Source organism: Stenotrophomonas sp. AS1 (genome assembly GCF_048957655.1).
In the GTDB taxonomy this organism is placed as follows: Bacteria; Pseudomonadota; Gammaproteobacteria; order Xanthomonadales; family Xanthomonadaceae; genus Stenotrophomonas; species Stenotrophomonas bentonitica_A.
Map to the genome: position 1 here is coordinate 95,779 of NZ_JARVXM010000005.1, position 21,001 is coordinate 116,779.

25 protein-coding genes are annotated in these 21,001 nt (G+C 68.0%); 15 read left to right on the top strand and 10 right to left on the bottom strand.

Annotated features, from left to right (window positions below; all coding sequences use genetic code 11):
- Positions 1-12: 12 nt before the first annotated feature.
- From PV764_RS08645 to PV764_RS08660, 4 genes are all read right to left on the bottom strand, one after another.
- Positions 13-624, bottom strand: a complete 612-nt coding sequence (locus tag PV764_RS08645) for a HutD family protein (RefSeq protein WP_046274069.1) — start codon at positions 622-624, stop codon at positions 13-15.
- 36 nt (positions 625-660) lie between these two features.
- On the bottom strand, positions 661-1,368 hold the full coding sequence (locus tag PV764_RS08650) for a murein L,D-transpeptidase catalytic domain family protein (RefSeq protein WP_390330834.1): 708 nt from the start codon (positions 1,366-1,368) through the stop codon (positions 661-663).
- 27 nt (positions 1,369-1,395) lie between these two features.
- Complete coding sequence (locus PV764_RS08655) at positions 1,396-2,457, bottom strand: L,D-transpeptidase (protein ID WP_019185651.1); 1,062 nt, start codon at positions 2,455-2,457, stop codon at positions 1,396-1,398.
- Between the two features lie 408 nt (positions 2,458-2,865).
- Positions 2,866-3,141, bottom strand: coding sequence for a ComEA family DNA-binding protein (locus PV764_RS08660; protein WP_046274067.1), 276 nt, complete (start codon positions 3,139-3,141; stop codon positions 2,866-2,868).
- Positions 3,142-3,393: 252 nt separating this feature from the next.
- Between PV764_RS08660 and PV764_RS08665 the strand changes: the two genes are divergently transcribed.
- From PV764_RS08665 to murU, 4 genes are read left to right on the top strand one after another with little or no spacing between them, the layout of a single operon-like run.
- Positions 3,394-4,887 (top strand): M20 family metallopeptidase, encoded by a 1,494-nt coding sequence (locus PV764_RS08665; RefSeq protein ID WP_019185649.1) that lies wholly within the window; start codon positions 3,394-3,396, stop codon positions 4,885-4,887.
- A gap of 59 nt (positions 4,888-4,946) precedes the next feature.
- On the top strand, positions 4,947-5,216 hold the full coding sequence (locus tag PV764_RS08670) for a GlsB/YeaQ/YmgE family stress response membrane protein (RefSeq protein WP_019185648.1): 270 nt from the start codon (positions 4,947-4,949) through the stop codon (positions 5,214-5,216).
- A 58-nt stretch (positions 5,217-5,274) separates the two neighbouring features.
- Positions 5,275-6,300 (top strand): aminoglycoside phosphotransferase family protein, encoded by a 1,026-nt coding sequence (locus PV764_RS08675; RefSeq protein ID WP_261997789.1) that lies wholly within the window; start codon positions 5,275-5,277, stop codon positions 6,298-6,300.
- Positions 6,297-7,001 (top strand): N-acetylmuramate alpha-1-phosphate uridylyltransferase MurU, encoded by a 705-nt coding sequence (gene murU / locus PV764_RS08680; RefSeq protein ID WP_421116486.1) that lies wholly within the window; start codon positions 6,297-6,299, stop codon positions 6,999-7,001. Before PV764_RS08675 ends, murU begins: the two co-directional genes overlap by 4 nt.
- Before the next feature lie 202 nt (positions 7,002-7,203).
- On the opposite strand, the gene hda is transcribed toward murU, so the two are convergent.
- The 3 genes from hda to PV764_RS08695 are packed head-to-tail and all read right to left on the bottom strand — an operon-like array spanning position 7,204 to position 10,204.
- Positions 7,204-7,914, bottom strand: a complete 711-nt coding sequence (hda, locus tag PV764_RS08685; protein WP_019185422.1) for a DnaA regulatory inactivator Hda — start codon at positions 7,912-7,914, stop codon at positions 7,204-7,206.
- Positions 7,911-9,083 (bottom strand): AI-2E family transporter, encoded by a 1,173-nt coding sequence (locus PV764_RS08690; protein ID WP_046274061.1) that lies wholly within the window; start codon positions 9,081-9,083, stop codon positions 7,911-7,913. Before PV764_RS08690 ends, hda begins: the two co-directional genes overlap by 4 nt.
- Positions 9,080-10,204 carry a DUF2066 domain-containing protein gene (locus tag PV764_RS08695; protein ID WP_235319018.1) on the bottom strand — a complete coding sequence of 375 codons (1,125 nt, stop codon included), beginning with the start codon at positions 10,202-10,204 and terminating at the stop codon, positions 9,080-9,082. Before PV764_RS08695 ends, PV764_RS08690 begins: the two co-directional genes overlap by 4 nt.
- A gap of 108 nt (positions 10,205-10,312) precedes the next feature.
- Here PV764_RS08695 and purM point away from each other — a divergent pair, with 108 nt between their 5' ends.
- The 5 genes from purM (at position 10,313) to PV764_RS08720 (ending at position 14,039) form a co-directional block, all read left to right on the top strand.
- Positions 10,313-11,368 carry a phosphoribosylformylglycinamidine cyclo-ligase gene (purM, locus tag PV764_RS08700; RefSeq protein ID WP_019185419.1) on the top strand — a complete coding sequence of 352 codons (1,056 nt, stop codon included), beginning with the start codon at positions 10,313-10,315 and terminating at the stop codon, positions 11,366-11,368.
- Between the two features lie 8 nt (positions 11,369-11,376).
- Entirely contained in the window at positions 11,377-11,859 is a 483-nt protein-coding gene (locus tag PV764_RS08705; protein WP_019185418.1) for a hypothetical protein, read from the top strand.
- Positions 11,856-12,506, top strand: coding sequence for a phosphoribosylglycinamide formyltransferase (gene purN / locus PV764_RS08710; RefSeq protein ID WP_421116487.1), 651 nt, complete (start codon positions 11,856-11,858; stop codon positions 12,504-12,506). Before PV764_RS08705 ends, purN begins: the two co-directional genes overlap by 4 nt.
- Before the next feature lie 103 nt (positions 12,507-12,609).
- Positions 12,610-13,353, top strand: coding sequence for a DUF3108 domain-containing protein (locus tag PV764_RS08715; protein WP_261997832.1), 744 nt, complete (start codon positions 12,610-12,612; stop codon positions 13,351-13,353).
- Positions 13,354-13,355: 2 nt separating this feature from the next.
- Complete coding sequence (locus tag PV764_RS08720; RefSeq protein WP_019185415.1) at positions 13,356-14,039, top strand: DUF3108 domain-containing protein; 684 nt, start codon at positions 13,356-13,358, stop codon at positions 14,037-14,039.
- Between the two features lie 33 nt (positions 14,040-14,072).
- On the opposite strand, the gene PV764_RS08725 is transcribed toward PV764_RS08720, so the two are convergent.
- From PV764_RS08725 to PV764_RS08735, 3 genes are all read right to left on the bottom strand, one after another.
- Positions 14,073-14,381: an EF-hand domain-containing protein gene (locus PV764_RS08725; protein WP_284128266.1), complete on the bottom strand. Its 309-nt coding sequence runs from the start codon at positions 14,379-14,381 to the stop codon at positions 14,073-14,075.
- Positions 14,378-15,652 carry a UDP-N-acetylglucosamine 1-carboxyvinyltransferase gene (gene murA / locus PV764_RS08730; RefSeq protein ID WP_019185413.1) on the bottom strand — a complete coding sequence of 425 codons (1,275 nt, stop codon included), beginning with the start codon at positions 15,650-15,652 and terminating at the stop codon, positions 14,378-14,380. Before murA ends, PV764_RS08725 begins: the two co-directional genes overlap by 4 nt.
- 104 nt (positions 15,653-15,756) lie before the next feature.
- Positions 15,757-15,990 carry a BolA family protein gene (locus PV764_RS08735; RefSeq protein WP_019185412.1) on the bottom strand — a complete coding sequence of 78 codons (234 nt, stop codon included), beginning with the start codon at positions 15,988-15,990 and terminating at the stop codon, positions 15,757-15,759.
- A 53-nt stretch (positions 15,991-16,043) separates the two neighbouring features.
- On the opposite strand from PV764_RS08735, the gene PV764_RS08740 reads away from it, so the two are divergent.
- From PV764_RS08740 to PV764_RS08765, 6 genes are read left to right on the top strand one after another with little or no spacing between them, the layout of a single operon-like run.
- Positions 16,044-17,045 (top strand): KpsF/GutQ family sugar-phosphate isomerase, encoded by a 1,002-nt coding sequence (locus PV764_RS08740; RefSeq protein ID WP_019185411.1) that lies wholly within the window; start codon positions 16,044-16,046, stop codon positions 17,043-17,045.
- A 43-nt stretch (positions 17,046-17,088) separates the two neighbouring features.
- Complete coding sequence (locus PV764_RS08745; RefSeq protein WP_070426779.1) at positions 17,089-17,637, top strand: KdsC family phosphatase; 549 nt, start codon at positions 17,089-17,091, stop codon at positions 17,635-17,637.
- Positions 17,634-18,200 (top strand): LPS export ABC transporter periplasmic protein LptC, encoded by a 567-nt coding sequence (gene lptC, locus PV764_RS08750; protein ID WP_019185409.1) that lies wholly within the window; start codon positions 17,634-17,636, stop codon positions 18,198-18,200. Before PV764_RS08745 ends, lptC begins: the two co-directional genes overlap by 4 nt.
- Positions 18,178-18,753 carry a lipopolysaccharide transport periplasmic protein LptA gene (gene lptA, locus PV764_RS08755; protein WP_019185408.1) on the top strand — a complete coding sequence of 192 codons (576 nt, stop codon included), beginning with the start codon at positions 18,178-18,180 and terminating at the stop codon, positions 18,751-18,753. Before lptC ends, lptA begins: the two co-directional genes overlap by 23 nt.
- Complete coding sequence (gene lptB / locus PV764_RS08760) at positions 18,753-19,472, top strand: LPS export ABC transporter ATP-binding protein (RefSeq protein ID WP_019185407.1); 720 nt, start codon at positions 18,753-18,755, stop codon at positions 19,470-19,472. The genes lptA and lptB overlap by 1 nt, the downstream gene beginning before the upstream one ends.
- Positions 19,473-19,514: 42 nt before the next feature.
- Positions 19,515-20,954: an RNA polymerase factor sigma-54 gene (locus PV764_RS08765; protein WP_019185406.1), complete on the top strand. Its 1,440-nt coding sequence runs from the start codon at positions 19,515-19,517 to the stop codon at positions 20,952-20,954.
- Positions 20,955-21,001 lie beyond the last annotated feature (47 nt).

Here is a 21,001-nt window from a genome sequence, read left to right on the forward strand (position 1 = left end):
ATTGCCTGGGCCTCAGGCGTTGCGGCCCACCGCACTGACGCGGATCGCCAACAACTCGCCGCCGCCGTGCAACGCGAAGCGGCGGCGCTCGCCGGCAGCCAACCAGGCGGTATCACCGGCGGCCAGCGGTGCCAACGACGGCTCCCCTTCAAATTCGGCCTGGCCGGCCAGCAGATGGATCGCCCACGCCCCCTCGGGTTCGGTGAAAAAGAACATGCTGCCGACCAATGGCCGATGCAGCAGCTCGGCCTGGACCGCATCGCGCCGCCACATCAGATTGAAATCGTGGGTCACCCCGTCGACCAGTTCGCCGGTCACCTGCGCCTCGCCGGCAAACCGCAGCCGGTCGTGCGGCGGCATCAGCGTGTGCAGCGCGCCATCGTCGAAACGCAAGCGCAGGCCCTCGCCACGCAGCAGCACCAGTTCGCGCTCGATGCCCGGAAACGCCGAGAACGCGGCGTCCTGCTCGATCTCGGCGATCGACAGGCGCACCTGCCAATCGTCGTTGTCGGGCACGCGCAGGATTTCGCGGGTCCAGCCCAGGCCATTGCGCCAGCGTTCGCGGCGGTACTCGAAAGCGGGAATGACGCGGCTGGCCGCGCTCAGGACGGTATCGGTGGACATGGCCCTAGTGTGCCTGAGCCGAGGTAGGCAGTCCTGTCAGGACATACCGCCGCAATCGGGTTCCAGTAGCCGTGAACGCGCCAGCCAGTCCTTGTCCGGGTAGTACGCGAACACCATCGTGCCGCCGCGCAGGCTGTCGATCAGCGGCCGCGCCACCGACAACCGCACCGCCGGGCAGCCCAGGCTGCGGCCCAGGCGCCCCTGCAGCCGTGCGATCGCGGGATTCACGTACGGCGCCCCGTGGATGACGATCGCGCGGTCGCGGGCATGATCGTTGAAGCCGGGTTCCAGCCCTTCCAGCCGCAGCGAGTAGCCGTTGCCGCCCATGTAGGTTTCCTTGGCGGTGAACGCGCCCAGGCTGGACATGAAGCTGCCGTCCTTGTTGGAGAAATGCTGGGTGCGGTTGTCACCGCTGTTGCGCCCATGCGCAACCCACTCCTCGAACAGCAGCCGCTGGCGGGTCAGATCGAAAATCCACATGCGCGGTTCGGTCGACGGCCGCGAGTAATCGATCACGCTCAACTTGCCCGGGTCGACGCCCAGCTCCGGCCGGCGCAGCGCACAGCGCATCGCGCGGGCGGCCAGCTGCAGCACGTGCTTGTCCGCAGCCGGTGCAGCCCTGGAGAGCATCTCGGCCATCTGCACCGGGCTGCCGGTCGGCGCCGGCGCAGGGCTGGCCGCGCCCGCCGTGGCGGACGCGATCAGGCCACAGAACGCAGCAGGCAGCAATTTCACAACGGGCATGGGCAGCTCACCAGGCGGAGGCAACCCTTACAAAGTGGACCCACCGGCGTCGGATTCCAAGACAGGCTGCAGGTTCTGTTCATCGGCCACCGGGCGTACCGCCGGCAGGCTGGTCACCAGCAGCGTGGTGCCGGGCACCAGCACGCTGTACAGCTGTTCGGCGAATTCCGGCGGCAGCGCCATCGGCAGGCTGGGCGTGGCGAGCAGGTCCGGGGTCGCATTGGCGGCGGTCTGGCCCAGCAGCGGATACGCGGTCCAGCGGTGCAGCGGGCGGTGCGGATCCAGCGGGCTGGGGTTGTCCTGGTAGCCCTGGCCCATCACGAACAGGGTGGTCCCCTCGAAGGCCGGCAGCGCCTTGGCTTCCAGCCGCGACTCGCCGATCAGCACGCCATCGCGCAGCACGTACAGGCGCTGGTCGTGCAGGCTGACCAGGATGCCGACCTGGCCGGCCGGTGCGGCCGCATCGTTCCAGTAGTGCGCGGGTGCGTCGGTGCTCTCCACCAGCGGCTTGCCGGTGCTGCTGACCGGGGCCAGCACGGCCGGATAGGCCAGCGTCATCGGCGCGCTCTTGGCATCGGCCACCACCACGGTATCGCCGCGATGGGTCTCGCCGAACAGCTTCTGCGCGAACGCCTGCGGCAACCGCACGCAGCCGTGCGAGGCCGGATGCCCGGGCAGGCTGCCGCCGTGCAGCGCGATGCCGTCCCAGGTCAGGCGCTGCATGTACGGCATCGGGGCGCTGTTGTAGAGGTTGGATTTGTGGTCCTTGTCCTTCTGCAGGATCGTGAACACACCGGTCGGGGTTTCGTGCCCGGCCTTGCCCGAGCTGATCGTGCTCATGCCGATCGCGATGCCGTTGCGGTACACGTAAGCGCGCTGCTCATCGAGGCTGACCACCAGCACGATCGGGCCGGACGGGGAGATCTCCGGATGCCAGAGGAACTCGCCGGGCTTGAGATCGGTGGGGCCGCGCGGGGCCTCGGTCGTCCTGCTGGCCGTCGGCGCAGTGTTGGCGGCCGTGGCGGGAAGCATCCCGGTCGCCAACAGCGTTCCGAGCGCCAGACTCAACAGCGTGCTGCGTACTGCCATGTCGTGCATCCATTCGAAGAGATGCCGCCACGCTACACGAAGTGCCGCCAAGCGTTCGCGAAAACCACGGGGGGCCACGCGTCGTATTTCGTTCGCCCCAAACAGTAATTGCCCGGCCACACCTCCGTGTGCAGACCGGGCAATCGATACATCCTTGTCGGCATCCCGCCTTCCCCCTGTGCGTCCTGCGCAGTCTGGGTGCCGGCCATGCTCCGTGCACTCGGCCGTATATGCTTCCGCCATCTCAGCCCTTCCCGGGGTCTGGATGCCACCGTCCTGGTGGGTCCGCGCCGCTCCTTCCGCGCCGCCTCCGTGCGTGCCGCCTCCCTGCAGCGGTCGGTGCCACCGCGGCATCCTGCCGTGGCAGCCAGTGACCGGCGTCCTGCCCGTCCCGAGGTGTCCTGTTGTTCAGCGCCTTGGTACGGTGGCCGGCGCTGCCCTCCTGGGCGGTGCCTGGACCGGCGCCTGCCTGGCCCCGGTGGTCATCCGTTGTCGATTCCGTTCGACGGTAGCTGTCCCTATCCCCTTCACCCGCGCCAGATCCTCGACGCGTTCAAAAGGGCCGTGTTGTCGCCGGTATGCGACGATCGCTTCGGCCTTCATCGGGCCCACGTTCGCCAATCCCTGCTGCAGCGTCGACGCATCCGCCGTATTGATGTTGATCCGATCGGCCGCGAAGGCCATTCCGCTCAACAGCAGTCCCAGCACCAGCGCGCTGCACGAAAACCAAGGTCCCACTGTGTAGCTCCTTGTGGCTCGGAACCGGCCCCTGCCGGCAATCCTGTCGAAGGTTCCAGCGTCCCTCGCCACATACACACAGCCTATCGTCCACGGCGCCTTCACACAGCAGGCGTAACACCCGACGTGATGTAGGGAAATACCTACCCCAGCGCAGGCGTAGAATGGACGGACTTGTCAAAGCATTCCGGAGTTCAGATGGACAGCGCCAAGCTCGGCCAATTCGTCAGTGAAAAGTGGGACAACGAGATCGTCCCGCAATTGGTCGATTACATCCGTATCCCCAACAAATCGCCGATGTTCGACGCCGATTGGGTCGCCAACGGCTACATGGAACAGGCCGTCACCCTGATGGAAACCTGGGCCAAGGCCCAGAACCTGCCCGGCCTGACCGTCGAGGTCGTGCGCCTGGAAGGCCGCACCCCGCTGCTGCTGCTGGAAATCCCGGCCTCCGGCGCCGAGACCGGCGACGACACCATCCTGCTGTACGGCCATCTGGACAAGCAGCCGGAAATGACCGGCTGGGACGATGACCTGGGCCCGTGGATCCCGGTGCTGCGCGGCGACAAGCTGTACGGCCGCGGCGGCGCCGATGACGGCTACGCGATGTTCGGTTCGCTGGCCGCCGTGCTGGCGCTGCAGGAACAAGGCCTGCCGCACGCGCGCTGCGTGATCCTGATCGAAGCCTGCGAAGAATCCGGCAGCTACGACCTGCCCGCCTACGTTGATCACCTGGCCGAGCGCATCGGCAAGCCGTCGCTGGTGGTGTGCCTGGATTCGGGCTGCGCCAACTACGACCAGCTGTGGTGCACCACCTCGCTGCGCGGCCTGACCGGCGGCAACTTCTCGGTCAAGGTGCTCAACGAAGGCGTGCATTCCGGCGATGCCTCCGGCGTGATCCCGTCCAGCTTCCGCCTGCTGCGCCAGCTGATCTCGCGCATCGAGGACGAGAACACCGGCCGCATCCTGATCGACGGCATGAATGTCGAGATCCCGGCCGAGCGCCAGGAACAGGCCAAGCGTGCCGCTGAAGTGGTGGACACCGCCATCTTCGAGAAATTCCCGATGGTCGACGGCCTGCGCCCGATGAACGATGACCTGGCCGAACTGGTGCTCAACCGCACCTGGCGGCCGGCGCTGTCGGTCACCGGTGTGGACGGCCTGCCGCCGCTGGCCTCGGCCGGCAACGTGCTGCGCCCGCATACCGCGGTGAAGCTGTCGCTGCGCCTGCCCCCGACCGCCGACGGCAAGGCCTGCGGCGAGCTGCTCAAGGAAGCGCTGCTGCGCGATCCGCCGAATGGCGCCGAAGTGAAGCTGGACCTGGAGAAGGCCTCCAGCGGCTGGAACGCCCCGGCCATGGCGCCGTGGCTGACCCAGGCGATCGACGATGCCAGCCAGACCTTCTTCGGCAAGCCGGCGATGTACATGGGCGAAGGCGGCTCGATCCCGTTCATGGGCATGCTCGGCGAGAAGTTCCCGGGCGCGCAGTTCATGATCACCGGCGTGCTCGGCCCGCACTCCAACGCACACGGCCCGAACGAGTTCCTGCACATCCCGATGGGCAAGCGCGTGACCTCGTGCGTGTCCAAGGTGATCAGCGAGCATTACGCGGCCAGCCTGCGTGGCGAGACCAGCGGTTCGCCGGTCGCCGCCGACAGCGGTACCCGTCACGGCGGCCACGGCTGCTGCTGACGTTGGCGGACGCAGCCCGGCCTTGCTAGGCTGCGTCCACCTCTACTGACGCATTTGGCATGAACGGACTGTTTGGCAGCACCAGCTGGCTCTACATCATCCTGGTCGGCTTCGTCGTCGGTCTGCTCGGGCGTTTCTTCATGCCGGGCAACAACCGCATGGGCTGCCTGCTGACCATCGTGCTCGGCATCGTCGGCGCCCTGCTGGCCGGCTGGTTCGGCCAGTACATGGGCTGGTATGCCCGCGGCGAGCCGGCCGGTTTCATCGGCGCGATCCTGGGTGCGGTCGCGGTCCTGGCCGTGCTGCGGCTGTTCAGCAGCAAGCGCTGAGCATCGCCCTCTTCTTTCTTCCCGCGCGCCGTCCGGCGCCGCTTCGACGTACCCGTCCATGAACGATCCCGCTTCCGATCCGCTGCGCGCCGAACACCGCCGGCAGTGGACCTGTGCCGCCCTCGGCGACCCGGCCACTGCGCTTGACCGTGCGTCGGTCGATGCCGGTTTCCGCAGCTACTGGCGCGCCACCAGCGCGCGCGGCAGCCACATCGTGATGGACTCCCCGCCCGGGCTGGAGGATGTGCGCCCGTGGCTGCGCATGCACGACCTGCTCGAGCCCAACGGCGTGCGCGTGCCGCAGGTCCTGGCGCGCGATGAGGACAACGGCTTCCTGCTGCTGGAAGACCTGGGCGGCCCGACCCTGGCGCGCCATATCGACAATGACAACGCCGATGCCTGGTTCGATGCCGCCTTCGCGCAGCTGATCCGGCTGCAGTCGATCCCCGTGCCCGAGGGCATGGGCAGCTTCGGCGAGGCGCTGCTGCAGCGCGATGCCGGGCTGTTCGACGACTGGTTCCTGCAACGTCACCTCGGCCTGGAACTGGACTGCGGCGAGATCGAGAACCTGCAGCGCATGCACCGCCTGCTGATGGACAACGCCCTGCAGCAGCCGCAGGTGCTGACCCACCGCGATTTCATGCCGCGCAACCTGATGCCGATCGACGGGGGGCCGGCGGTGCTGGATTTCCAGGACCTGGTGCGCGGACCGATCGCCTACGACCCGGTCAGCCTGTTCAAGGATGCGTTCCTGAGCTGGCCGATCGAACGCGTGGACGCCTGGCTGGCGCGTTATCACGCACTCGCCCTGGCCGCCGGCCTGCCGGTGCGGCCGTGGCCGCAGTTCCTGCGCGACGCCGACTGGATGGGCGTGCAGCGCCACCTGAAGATCCTCGGCCTGTTCGTGCGCCTGCGCGACCGCGATGGCAAAGGTCACTACTTCGAGGATGCACCGCGCTTCATCGGCTATCTGGATGAAGTGTTGCCGCGTCATCCGCAGCTCGCACCCCTGCTCGATCTGTTCGAACTGCGGATCAAACCGGCGCTCGCCCGCATCGCCGAACCCGTGCTGGCGCGCCCATGAAGGCCATGATCTTCTCGGCCGGCAAAGGCGAGCGCATGCGCCCGCTGACCCTGCACACCCCCAAGCCATTGCTGGTCGCCGGTGGCAAACCGCTGATCGTGTGGCACCTGGAACGGCTCGCTGCCGCCGGGATCGATGAGGTGGTGATCAACACCGCGTGGCTGGGTGACCAGTTCGCACCCGCGCTGGGCGACGGTGCGCGCTGGGGGCTGCGCCTGCACTTCATCGATGAGGGCGTCGTGCCGCTGGAAACCGGTGGTGGCATCCTCAATGCCCTGCCGATCCTCGGCGAGGCACCGTTCCTGGTGATCAACGGCGATGTGTGGACGGATATGGAGGTCGCCACGTTGCCGCGCACGCCTGCCGGCGATGCGCATCTGGTGCTGGTCGACAATCCCGCGCAGCACCCGCGCGGTGATTTCATCCTGCACGACGATGGCCACGTCAGCGATGACGGCGACAGCGCGCGGCTCACCTACGCCGGTATCGGCGTGTACCGCCCGGCGATCCTCGACGGCTGGCGGGCGGTGATCGGCGACACCACCGGGGCCGGCGCGACACCGCCGCAGTTCAGCCTCGTGCCCCTCCTGCGCCATGCGATGGCGCAGGGCCGTGTGACTGGCCAGCACCATCGCGGCCGATGGACCGATGTGGGCACGCCGGAACGGTTGGCGCAGCTGGATGCGGAACTGAACGCCTGACACCACCAGGGTAGAGCCACGCCATGCGTGGCTGAGGCAACCAGGACGCCGGCACCGAGTGCATCCACGCATGGCGTGGATCTACATGACGTTTCCCGAATACCACCAGGGTAGAGCCACGCCATGCGTGGCTGAGGCGGTCGCGCTGCCAGCACCAAAAGCATCCACGCATGGCGTGGATCTACGGGCCGTTTCCCGACCCTTACAACAGGTGCGGACCGTCTTCCAGGACCTGGCGCAGGAACGGTACGGTGATGCGGCGCTGCGCCGCCAGCGATTCGCGGTCCAGCCAGTCCAGCAGGCTGACCAGGCTGCCCAGCTCGCGGCCGGTACGGGTCAGCAACCATTCGATGGCGGCCTCGTCGATGGCCAGGCCACGTCGCGCCGCGCGTTCGCGCAGCACCGCCGCACGGCCTTCGTCGTCCAGCGGCTGCAGCACCACGCGCACGCACTGCTGCAGGCGTGAGCGCAGGTCCGGCAACACCAGCCCCAGCTGGTCCGGGGCGTGCTGCGCGGTGTACAGCAGGGTGATCCCCGCGGCGCGCGCACGGTTGTGGAAATCAAACAACGCCACTTCATCTTCGCGCTGCCCGGCTACAGCGTCGAGCCCGTCCAGCGCGACCAGGTCGCGCCCCTCCAGCGATTCCAGCGCGGCGCGGGTGCGTCCGACCACCGCCTTCAGCGGCAGGTACGTCGGCTGGCGGCCGGCCTGTTCGGCCAGCGAACACATCGCCAGCGCCTGGTGGGTCTTGCCGGTGCCCGGCGCGCCTTCGAGGTAGACCCAGTCGTGCGCCGCGCCCACGGCGATGGCGCGCAGCTGCGCCAGTGCGCCATCCGGCGCGCCGATGAAGGTCTCCAGCCGCTCGTCCTGCGGGTAGCGCAGGGCAAGCGGCAACTGCGGCACGACACTCACTGCGCGTCCGGCCCCTTCGGGGTGCCTACGATCACGATCTCGGGCTTGTCGACGTAGGCATCGAGCACGATCGCCGACTTCTCACCGGCATACAGATCACTCTGGCGATAGCGCTGGTGCGCATAGCGCAGCAGCACGTTGCTGACCGCCGCCACCGGCAGCGCCAGCAGCATGCCCAGGAAGCCGAACAGCTGGCCACCGGCCATCACCGCGAAGATCACCGCCACCGGGTGCAGGCCGATCTTGTCGCCGACGATGCGCGGGGTCAGCACGTAGCTTTCCAGCAGCTGGCCCACGGTGAACACCACGCCGACCAGGATCAGCAGTTTCAGATCGAAGCCCTGCGCCTGCACCAGCGCGGCCACCACGGCCATCACGATGCCGGTGGTCGCGCCCAGGTAGGGAATGAAGCTGATCAGGCCGGCCACCAGCCCGATCAACAGGCCCAGCTTCAGGCCGACCAGCGACAGGCCCGCGGCGTACACCACGCCCAGCGCGATCATCACCAGGAACTGGCCGCGGATGAATGCCCCCAGCACCTCGTCCGATTCACGCGCCAGGTTGGTGATGGTGCCGACGTGGTTGCGCGGAATCATCGAAGCCACGCGCTCGACCAGCTTGTCCCAGTCGCGCAGGAAGTAGAACGCCAGGATCGGCAGCAGCAGGATGTTGACCACCCAGGTGACCATCGTGAAGCCCGAGCGCTGCACGTAACCGAAGAAGGTCTTGGCGAAGCCACCGGCCTGCTGCCAGTGGCTGCGCACCCATTCGATCAGCCGGTCCGGGTCCATCCACTGCATGACCTCCAGCCCGGTCTTCTGCTCGAACCACGGGATGCCTTTTTCCATCAGCCATTGCTGTGCCTGCGGGATCGCCGCCACCAGCGTGGCGACCTGGCGCTCGATCATCGGCACCAGGATCAGCAGCGCGGCGGTGATCAGCAGGATCATCGCGACGAACACCAGCACCACGCCGGTGTTGCGCGAGCGGCCGGTGGCCTCGATCCGGTCGACCAGCGGGTCGCCCAGCCAGGCCAGCGCCAGGGCCAGCACGAAGGGGGTCAGGATCGGGCCGAGCAGCCAGATCACCCAGCCGGCGGCAAGCGCCACCAGCACATACTTCAACCGCCTGAGGAACTGCGCGATTTCCGCTTCGGGGGTAAGGATCATCGCAGGCGGTACTCGTTGCTGGCAGGCGGCGGCAGGGCCGAGGGGTTGGTTTCATCGATCGGCACCGGCAGGGCCAGCGGCGCGGTCGGCGCGATCACGCCGTTGTCGCCCAGCATGCGGTTCAGGCCGGGCAGGCCGGTGGTCAGTTCCAGCGACAGCTCCAGGCGGTCGCCCGAGGCGCGCACCGGGGTGACGTTGCGCACCACCGCGGTCTCGCGCAGGCCGGCAGCCAGGCGCATGTAGTCCTCGGCACTGTTCAGGCCCAGCACCACGATCGTGTAGGTCCCGGCGGCACCGGTGGCGGCCCCGGCCTTGGCGTAACGGCGCACCAGCGCATCGGCGGCGCCGTCGGCACCACCGGCCATGGCGCGGCGGGCGTCACTGTCCTTGGTGCTCCACTTGTTCAGTTCCTTGCCGCCATCGACGAATACCCAGTCGGCGACCCAGCCGCTGCCATCGCGGTAGAGCTTGCCGATCAGCTGCATCGGCGGGGCATAGCGCGCCGAGGCGCGGGCAACGGCGGCCGTGTCCTGGCGCCAGATCGCGCCGACCAGCGCCTGCTCGGCCGCGCTGCCCGAGGGCAGGCCCAGCTTGTAGCCGCGTTCGATGGCCCGGTTGAGCAGCGGGCGGGCCGCGTTGGCCTGCTGCACGGTGACCAGACGCGGGCCGGAGCCATCGTCGATGGCCAGCCAGATCACCGGCTTCGGGCGGGGCTGCGGCCACAGCGGCAGGCCCAGGGCCGAGATCAGCCCGTCGACGTCATCCTCGCGGAAGCGCGCCACCAGGATCGTGCGGTAGCTCGGGGCGCCGCCGGCCGAGGTGCTCTGGTCCTGGCGGTAGTCATAGCTGGCCACGTAATCCTTGGCGTTGCGCAGGGCCTGCATCACCCCGGGGCGGCTCATCACGCTGCGGTCGCCCGAGAGTTTGGCCAGCACATTGCCCAGCGCCCTGGCCAGGGCACCGTTGCGGTCCGAATCGGCCTGGCTGTTGACCGGGACCTCGGCCTCGTAAGCGCCACTGGCGGTGGCCACATCGCCTTCGGTGCGCAGGCCGCTCTGGGCCATCGAGGCCACCGGCAGGCACAGCGCGAGGAACATCATGAAAAAGAGGCTGCGGCGCATCAGGACTTCCATTGAGCGTATCCGGGGGGAATTGTTGCCCGAATAGGGCCTGCGCGCCAACGTGGCCTGTTAAAATCGCGCTTTCACCCCAGCGCAGCGCCGACGCCCGTGACCAATTCCCCGTCCAACCCCTCTCCCCTGACCTACCGCGACGCCGGTGTCGATATCGACGCGGGCAATGAGCTGGTCGAGCGCATCAAGCCGCTGGTGAAGCGCAGTTTCCGCCCGGAAGTCATGGGGGGCCTGGGTGGCTTCGGCGCCCTGTTCGACCTCTCCAGCAAGTACCGCGAGCCGGTCCTGGTCTCGGGGACGGATGGCGTGGGCACCAAGCTGAAGCTCGCACAACAGCTGGGCCGCCACGACACGATCGGCATCGATCTGGTCGCCATGTGCGTGAACGACGTGCTGGTCCAGGGCGCCGAGCCGCTGTTCTTCCTGGATTATTTCGCCACCGGCAAGCTGGACATCGATACCGCGGCAGCGGTCGTGGGCGGCATCGCCAACGGCTGTACCGAGGCCGGTTGCGCGCTGATCGGTGGTGAGACCGCTGAAATGCCCGACATGTATGCCCCGGGCGAGTACGACCTGGCCGGCTTCACCGTCGCCGGTGTCGAGAAGAGCGAACTGAAGGACGGCGCCAGCGTGGCCGCCGGCGACGTGCTGATCGGCATCGCCTCCTCCGGCCCGCACTCCAACGGCTACTCGCTCGTGCGCCGCATCTATGACCGCGCCGGCCAGCCGGCCGACCTGGAACTGGAGGGCGGGGTCAAGCTGGTCGATGCGCTGATGGCGCCGACCCGCCTGTACGTCAAGCCGATCCTGGCGCTGCTCAAGACCCATGGCGCGGCGATCCACGGCATGGCCCACATCACCGGTGGCGGCCTGACCGAGAACATCATCCGCGTCGTCCCCGAGGGCCTGGGCCTGGACATCCAGGCCGATGCCTGGACCCTGCCGCCGGTGTTCCAGTGGCTGCAGAAGGAAGGCGCGGTGGCCGACAGCGAGATGTGGCGCACCTTCAACTGCGGCATCGGCTTCGTGCTGATCGTGGCCGCCGACCAGGTGGCCTCGGTCGCTGCCGCCGTCACCGCGCAGGGGCTGGACCACTGGACCATCGGTGCCGTGACCCCCGCCGATGGCACCGAACGCGTCAAGATCGGCTGAGCCCGGTCATGGAGCCCCGCCTGGAGGCCGCTGCCCAACCGCCGTCGCTGCCCGCCGCAGCGGCGCCGGCCGTGCCGGGCACCGCGGTTGACACCTCGCAGCTGCAACTGCTGTCGGTCTTCCACTATGTGCTGGCCGGCCTGACCGCGCTGTTCTCGCTGTTCCCGCTGATCTATCTGTTGATGGGCGTGGCCGTCATCTTCGCCGCACCACCGCCGTTGGCGCCGGGCGAGGCGCCGCCGCCGTTCGATCCGCGCCTGCTTGGGTGGGTGTTCGTGCTGATCGGTGGGCTGGGCTGCGCTGCCGGGCTGGTGCTGGCCGGGTACATGGCCTATGCCGGGCGCTGCCTGGCGCAGCGCCGGCGTTACCTGCTGTGCATGGTGGTGGCCGGTATCGCCTGCATCTTCATGCCGTTCGGTACCGCCCTGGGCGTGTTCACCCTGGTGGTGCTGTCGCGCCCGGCAGTCAAGGCGGCCTTCGAAACCGCATGAGCAGCCGTATCGCCGTACTCGCCTCCGGCCGGGGCAGCAATCTGCAGGCCATCCTGGACGCCATCGCCGCGCAGCGGCTGGATGCGCAGGTCGTGGCCGTGCTCTCGGACAAACCCGAGGCCTCGGCCCTGCTCAAGGTCGGCCCGGCCCAGCGCTGGGCGCGCTCGCCCAGGGACTTCCCGGACCGCGCCGCCTTCGATGCGGCGATGGCCGATGCGCTGGACGCGTTCGCCCCGGACTGGATCGTCTGCGCCGGTTACATGCGCATCCTCGGCCCGGCCTTCGTGGCGCGGTTCGATGGCCGCCTGGTCAACATCCATCCCTCCCTGCTGCCGCTGTACAAGGGGCTGCACACGCATGCGCGCGCGTTGGAAGCCGGTGATGCCGAGCACGGCGCCAGCGTGCACTTCGTGGTGCCCGAACTGGATGCCGGCACCGTGCTGGCGCAGGCCCGCGTGCCGGTCCAGGCCGGTGACACCGCCGAAGCGCTGGCCCTGCGGGTGTTGGCCGTGGAGCATCCGCTGCTCATCGCCAGCCTCGGGCTGCTGGTCAGCGGCCGCGTAACTGAACAGGCAGGTGAGCTCCAGCTCGACGGTCACCCCCTGTTTAGCCCGCTGCGCCTAGATTGCGCCGGACAGCTGAATTGATAAGCGCCGCGCACACGCGCCGCTGATCCCGGCGCTGGCATTCTTCCCCTTCCCCCACCGACCGGCCCGCATGAGAACGCCTTTGTTCAAGCCCGTGCTGCTGATGGCCTCCCTGCTGTGCACTGCCGCCCTTGCCCACGCGCAGGAGACGGCGACACCCCCGTTGCCCGCCCTGCCTGCAATGGACTGGGAGGCGCCGCCGCTGCAGCCATTCACCGCCACCTACCAAGCCCTCTACAAGGGCAAGCAGGCCGGCGATGCGACCATGCGCGTCACCCACACCGGTGGCGACCAGTGGCGGGTGGACATGCAGGTGGTGGGCCGCAGCGGCTTTGCCAGCGTGCTCGGCCTGAACCTGGAGCAGAGCACGGTGTTCGAGAACCGCAACGGCACCTACGTGCCGTTGAGCCAGAGCACTGTCCGCAAAGGCCTGTTCCTGGGCAAGAAGGTGACCGGCACCTATGACTGGCAGGCCGGCACCGCGCAGTGGCTGGGCGATCTGAAGAAGGAACGCCGCCAGCCGATCCCGCTGCAGCCCGGCGACCAGAGCGCGCTGCTGCTGAATCTGGCGATCATGCGCGACGCCCGCCCCGGCGGACAGATGCACTACCGCTATGTGGACGTGGGCCGCGTCCGCCAGCACGACTACCAGGCCGCGCCGGACACGGAGAACGTGCCCGTGGGCGACCTGTCCTACAACGCGCTGCGGGTGTACCGCACCAACGGCGGCAACGACGAAACCATCCTCTGGATCGCCAACGGTGTTCCCACGCCGGTGCGCATCCTGCAACGCGAAGATGGCGAAGATCGGATTGATCTGCGCCTGATCGAATACCAAGGAGTCTGAGCATGACCACACTGAACCGTCCGCTGACCTGGATCGCCGCTGGCGCCCTGGCTGTCGTGAGCCTGCCCGCCATGGCGCTGCAGCCGTTCAAGGCCGATTACCAGGCCAGCTACATGGGCATGCAGGCCAATGGCACCATGACCCTCACCAGCGAAGGCGCCAACAAGTGGCGCTACAGCCTCAACGTCAAGAACCAGCTGGCCGATCTCAGCCAGAACACCGTCTTCGAGGAAGCCAACGGCCGCCTGCGCCCGCTGAGCAGCAACGACCGCTCGGTGCTGCTGGTCAAGAAGCGCAACGTGGACGCCAACTACAACTGGACCAGCAACCAGGCGACCTGGACCGGCGACGTCAAGCCGGACCGTCGCGGCCCGGTCGCGCTCAAGGCCGGCGACATGGACGCCCTGCTGATCAACCTGGCGATCGCGCGGGATCTGGCTGCCGGCAAGCCGCTGAACTACCGCATGGTCGACGAAGGCCGGATCAAGCCGATGTCCTACAAGGTGGTCGGCAAGGAAAAGATCACCGTGGCCGGCAAGTCCTACGACGCGACGAAGGTCTCGCGCGTGGACGGCAACAAGGAACTGATCGCCTGGATCGTGCCGGAGTTCCCGGTGCCGGCGCGCCTGCTGCAGCGTGAGAGCGGCAAGGATGCGCTGGACCTGACGATCAAAGGCATGAACTGACCAAGAAAAACGCCCGCTTGCGCGGGCGTTTTTTCATTCCGGCTTGGCCTCGCCGAAGACCGTCCTGCAGTCCACCCGGATCTGCTGCCGCGTATCGCGCCAGTAGTAGGTGCTGCAGTGGCGGTTGCCGTCGACGCTCTTGTCCACGCCGACCGCATGGAACGACTGGAACACCTCGGTACGGCTGACCGTGCCATCGGCGTTCCAGTCCATGTCTTCCTGCTGGATGCCCTGGGTGATCGCGATGCCGGCATACCAGGCGTAGCCCAGCCATGCCAGCACGATCAGCACCAGGACCAGCAGCGCCTTGCGGCGGCGGGTGAACCGGCCGCGCAGGATCATGCCGCGACGCGCCGGATGGTGGCGCCCAGCGAGGACAGCTTCTCTTCGATGTTCTCGTAGCCGCGGTCCAGGTGGTAGATGCGGTCGATGGTGGTATCACCCTCGGCCATCAGGCCGGCCAGGATCAGCGAGGCCGAGGCGCGCAGATCGGTGGCCATCACCGGGGCGCCGCTGAGCTGCTCGGCACCCCGCACGATCGCGGTGTGGCCTTCCACCTGGATGTCCGCGCCCAGGCGCAGCAGTTCGTTGACGTGCATGAAGCGGTTTTCGAAGATCGTTTCGTTGATCACGCCCACGCCGTCGGCCACGCAGTTGAGCGCCATGAACTGCGCCTGCATGTCGGTCGGGAAAGCCGGATACGGCGCGGTGGTCAGGTTGACCGCACGCGGGCGCTTGCCGCCCATGTCCAGGGTGATGCTGTCTTCGGTCGTCTCGATGTGCGCACCGGCCTCCACCAGCTTGGCCAGCACCGCGTCCATGGTGTTCGGGCGGGCACGATTGACCGTGACCTTGCCGCCGGTCATCGCCGCGGCGACCAGGAAGGTGCCGGTTTCGATACGGTCGGGCAGCACTTCATGACGGCCACCGGAGAGCTTCTCGACGCCTTCGATGGTCAGGCGGGCGGTGCCCAGGCCTTCGATCTTCGCGCCAAGCGCGATCAGGCAGTGCGCCAGGTCGGTGACTTCCGGCTCCATCGCCGCGTTGTCCAGCACGGTGGTGCCTTCGGCCAGCACGGCGGCCATCAGCACGTTTTCGGTGCCGGTGACGCTGACCATGTCGAAGGTGAAGTGGGCCCCCTTCAGACGCTTGGCCTGGGCCTTGATGAAGCCGTTCTCGACGGTGATTTCCGCACCCAGGGCCTGCAGGCCCTTGATGTGCTGGTCGACCGGACGCGAGCCGATCGCGCAGCCGCCGGGCAGCGACACTTCGGCCGCGCCGAAGCGGGCCAGCAGCGGGCCGAGCACCAGGATCGAGGCGCGCATGGTCTTGACCAGCTCATACGGCGCCACGTGCTGGTCCACCGAGCGCGGGTCGACCACGATCGCGCTGCCGCGCGACAGGGTGCCCTGGTCGATGGTGACCTTGGCACCCAGCTCGCCGAGCAGCTTCACGGTGGTGACCACATCGTGCAGGTGCGGCACGTTGGTGATCTCCACCGGCGCATCGGCCAGCAGGGTCGCGCACAGGATGGGGAGGACAGCGTTCTTGGCGCCGGAAATGTTCACTTCACCGTGCAGCGGCTTGCCGCCGGTCACTACGATCTTGGCCATGGAATCTACTTGGAATGAGGTAGAGCCGACCGTTGGTCGGCTGAATGGTCTGGGTAGCCGACCGTGGGTCGGCTGAAACGATAACCGTGAGGGGTACCCCGGAATCAACCGCCCGCTTCGGCCGGGGTGACCGTCTTCAGCGCCAGCGCATGAATCGCCCCGCCCATCAGATCGCCCAGGGTCGCGTAGACCATGCGGTGACGCGCCAGCGGCATTTTTCCGGCAAAGGCGTCGCAGACCACGGTGGCCTCGAAGTGCACGCCGTCGTCACCCTGCACGTCCGCGCGGGCGCCAGGCAGGCCGGTTTCGATCAGATTGCGGATGGTCTCGGCGTCCAACGGGCTTTCCTAATAAAATGAGCGCTCATTCTACTCTTCCACGTGGCGCTCGCATGGCTGTCTCGCCCCAACTCCCCCATCCGGCCGACGCTGCGGCACTGGTCGCCAGCGGCCGCCGCGTGTTCGAGATCGAGCGCGATGCGCTGGGCGCGGTCGCCGAGCGGCTGGGCGAGGCGTTCAGCCAGGCCTGCCAGCTGGTCCTGCAGGGCAAGGGCCGCGTGGTCGCCACCGGCATGGGCAAGTCCGGCCATGTGGCCCGCAAGATCGCCGCTACCCTGGCCTCGACCGGCACCCCGGCCTTCTATGTGCACCCCGGTGAAGCCGGGCACGGCGACCTGGGCATGATCACCGAGGCCGACGTGGTGCTGGCGCTGTCCTATTCGGGCGAGTCCGACGAACTGCTGATGCTGCTGCCGGTGCTCAAGCGCCAGGGCAACCGCCTGATCGCGATGACCGGCCGACCGCAGTCCAGCCTGGCCAGCGCCGCCGACGTTCACCTGGATGTCAGCGTACCGGCCGAGGCCTGCCCGCTGGCCCTGGCCCCGACCTCCAGCACCACCGCCTCGCTGGCCATGGGCGATGCACTGGCCGTGGCCCTGCTCGATGCGCGTGGCTTCACGGCCGATGATTTCGCCCGCTCGCACCCGGCCGGCAGCCTCGGCCGCCGCCTGCTGCTGCACATCACCGATGTCATGCACAGCGGCGATGAGCTGCCGCGCGTGGACGTCGGTGCCAGCCTGAGCGAAGCCCTGGTGGAGATGAGCCGCAAGCGCCTGGGCATGACCGCCGTGGTGGACGCGGACAACCACCTCATCGGCCTGTTCACCGACGGCGACCTGCGCCGCGCGCTGGATACCGACCTGGACGTGCGCAGCGCGAAGATCGCCGATGTGATGACCCGCGGCCCGCGCACCATCGGTGCCGACCAGCTGGCGGCCGAGGCCGCGCAGTTGATGGAAGCCCACAAGATCAACGGCTTGATGGTGGTCGATGCCGACGGCCATCTGGTCGGCGCGCTCAACATTCATGACCTGTTGCGGGCCCGGGTGGTTTAAACCACAGTTGCCTTCCTCCATTCAGCTGAGCTGCCCCCAGACGATGCCCTACTCCCCGTTGCCCGGTTTCCCGTCCCACCTGCATGCCGTCGCCGGCCGTATACGGCTGGCGTGCTTCGACGTGGACGGCACGCTCACCGACGGTCGGCTTTACTACGACAAGGACGGCAACGAGAGCAAGGCGTACTACGTGCAGGACGGACTCGGCCTGAAACTGCTGCAACACCACGGTATCCACCCGGTGCTGATCACCGCGCGCAACAGCCAGTCCGCGCTCAAGCGCGGCGCGGACCTGGGCATCGATACCCAGATCGCGGTCGGCGACAAGCTGGCCAGCGTCAAGGCGCTGTGCGGGCAGCACGGCATCGGCCTGGACCAAGTGGCCTTCATGGGCGACGACCTGCCCGATCTCGGCCCGCTGTGCGCGGTCGGCCTGGCGGTCGCGCCGGCCAATGCCCACCCGTGGATCGCCGAACGCGTGCACTGGCAGACCCGCAGCGACGGTGGCCAGGGCGCCGCGCGTGAGCTGTGCGATGTCCTGCTGGCCGCACAGGGCCATGTGGACGCCGTGCTGGCGAGGTTCGGCGCATGAACGTGCGTACCGCCATCGGCGGCCTGCTGCTGGTCGCCGCACTGCTGACCGGCTGGCTGGCCCTGCACCATCGCGACAAGGCCCCCGTGGCCGAGGGCGAGGATGCCACCAAGGATTACGTGCTGCACGATTTCCAGATCGTGGCGCTGGACGAACAGGGCAAGGAATCCACCACCCTGCGCGCCCCGCTGCTGGAGCGTGCGCGCAGCGATGAAACCATGACCCTGACCACCCCGGTGTTCCTGCTGCCCGACCAGGACGGCAATCACTGGGAGATGCGCGGGGACAGCGGCTGGGTCAGCGCCAAGGGCGACCAGCTCAAGCTCATCGGCAACGTCAGCGGCGACAGCCCCAAGGTCCCCGGCGTTGTGCCCACCACCTTCCGCACCGATCATCTGGACGTGTTCCCGAACGAGAACCGCGCCAGGACCGATGCCCGGGTCACCATGACCCGCCCGGGCCTGTCACAGACAGGCGTCGGCTTTGAAGCCGACATGAAAACCCGGCAGTACAAACTCCTTTCACAGGTCAAGACCCGCTATGAACCGAACGCTGCCCGCTAAGCTCGCGCTGCTCGCCCTGCTGCTGCCCGGCGTGGCGCTGGCCAAGTCGTCCGACCGCAACCAGCCGATGAACCTGGAATCCAACAGCAACGACTGCAACCTGACCGACGATGCGGGCAAGTGCACGTTCACCGGCAACGTGGTGATCACCCAGGGCACCCTGGTGATCCATGCGGCCAACGCCGATCTGTTCCGCAAGAACGGCGATATCGAACGCGTCGTGCTGACCGGCAAGCAGGCCACGCTGGAGCAGGAAATGGATGACGGCTCCAAGATGAATGCCTGGGCCGACAACATGGATTACAACGTCAACAGCGAAGTGATCATCCTCACCGGCAACTACAAGGTCGAGTCGCCGCGCGGCACCAACAGCGGCCAGAAAATGACCTACAACACGCGCACCGGCAACATGCAGAGCGGTGGCGACGGCACCCGCGTGCGCACCGTGATCCAGCCCAAGAACAAGGGCGCCGCCCCGGCCGCCCCGGCGGCCAAGCCGGCCACGCCCGCGGCCAAGCCTGCCACCCCGCCCGCCGCCGGGAGCAAGAAGTAATGCTCGTCGCCAAAGGCCTGCGCAAGCGCTACAAGCAGCGTGAAGTCGTCAAGGATTTCGGGCTGACCCTGGAGGCCGGTGAAGTGGTGGGCCTGCTCGGCCCCAACGGTGCCGGCAAGACCACCTGCTTCTACATGATCGTGGGGCTGGTCGAGACCGATGCCGGCAGCATCGTGCTGGACGGCAAGGACATCACCAGCGACCCGATGTACACCCGCGCCAAGCAGGGCGTGGGCTACCTGCCGCAGGAACCCTCGGTGTTCCGCAAGCTGACCGTGGCCGACAACCTGCGCCTGGTGCTGGAACTGCGCGAGGACCTGGACAAGGCCGGCCGCGAAAAGGAACTGGCCAGCCTGCTGGACGAACTGCAGATCAACCACGTGGCCGACCAGCTCGGGGCCAGCCTCTCCGGCGGTGAGCGCCGCCGCTGTGAAATCGCCCGCGCGCTGGCGGCCAAACCGCGCCTGATCCTGCTCGATGAGCCGTTCGCCGGTGTCGACCCGATCTCGGTCGGTGAAATCCAGCGCATCGTCACCCACCTCAAGCAGCGCGGGATCGGGGTGCTGATCACCGACCACAATGTCCGCGAAACCTTGGGAATCTGCGACCGCGCGTATATCCTCAACGAGGGCAGCGTGCTGGCACAGGGCGCGCCGGACGAGATCCTGGCCAACGCCGACGTCCGCCGCGTCTACCTTGGGGATACCTTCAAGCTCTGATCCAGCGGCCGCCGCAACGCCTTCCTTCCGTTCGGCACAGGCATGAAAGCACGGCTGCAGACATCGATGGGGCAACACCTGGTCATGACGCCGCAGCTGCGTCAGGCGATCAAGCTGTTGCAGATGTCCAGCGCCGAGCTGGAGCTGGAAATCAACGAGGCGGTGGAAACCAACCCGCTGCTGGACTGGGCCGAGAACGCTGAACCGGCGCTCGAGGCCAGCCCCGGCGAGGACAGTCCCCCGCCCGCCCCCGCCGATACCCATGCCGATGGGGAGCACCAGGTCTCCGCCGGCGACGAGTGGTCGCCCGGCGAAGGCGACTGGACCAGCGGCAGCAGTGGCGGCTCCTTCGACGATGACGACAACGGCAGTGCCGCCGAGCGCGTGGCCGAGACCGAATCGCTGGCCGACCACCTGCTCTGGCAGCTGCACCTGTCGCACCTGTCGGTCCGCGACCGCAGCATCGGCGCGGCCCTGATCGACGCTTTCGAAGAGGACGGCTACCTGCGCGAGCCGCTCACGGCCATCGCCGAGACCCTGCGCCCGGCCATCCAGGCCGACGAGGCCGAAATCCTGACCGTCCTGCACCAGATCCAGCGCTTCGACCCGGTCGGGGTGGGTGCGCGCAGCCTGGGCGAGTGCCTGGACCTGCAGCTGCTGGTACTGCCCGCCGATACCCCCGGCCTGGCCCTGGCCCGGCGCATCGCCGATGGGCCGCTGGAGCGCCTGCCGCGCAGCGGCGTGGCCGGCATCGCCCACGAGCTGCGCGAGCCGCTGGCCGAGGTCGAGGTGGCGGTGCAGCTGCTGCGCTCGCTGGACCCGCGCCCCGGCACCCAGATCGGCGAGCTCTCCCACGACAGCTACGTGGTGCCCGACTGCGTGGTCTGGCGCCAGAATGGCGTCTGGCGCGCGGCCCTGGCCGGCCACGCCGGGCCGCGGGTGGTCATCCACCGCGGCTACGAACAGTTGATCCGCCGCTGCGGGGAGGCCGACGCCGGTTACATGCGCGCCCATCTGCAGGAGGCGCGCTGGCTGCTCAAGGGCCTGGAGGCCCGCGGCGAGACCCTGCTGCGGGTGATGCGCTGCCTGCTCGACCAGCAGGCCGCCTTCCTGGAGTTCGGCGAACAGGCCCTGCGCCCGCTGACCCTGCGGGAAGTGGCCGGCGAGCTCGGCCTGCACGAATCCACGATTTCCCGGGCGATCGCCCGCAAGTACGTGCGCACCCCGCGCGGCACGCTGCCGCTGCGCGCGTTCTTCGCCTCCGGCATCGACACCGACAGCGGTGGCGAAGCCTCAAGTACCGCCATCCAGGCCATGCTGCGCCGCCTGATCGATGACGAGAACCCGCGCAAGCCGCTTTCTGACGCCAAGCTGGCTGACCTGCTCAAAACCTCGGGAATACCGGTGGCGCGACGCACCGTGGCGAAGTATCGTGAAGCCATGAACATTTCCGCCTCGCACGAAAGGGTACGAATCGTCTGACGCTCCACCGCGCCCGGCGGGAAGGTTCATTGGCACATCCGAACAAA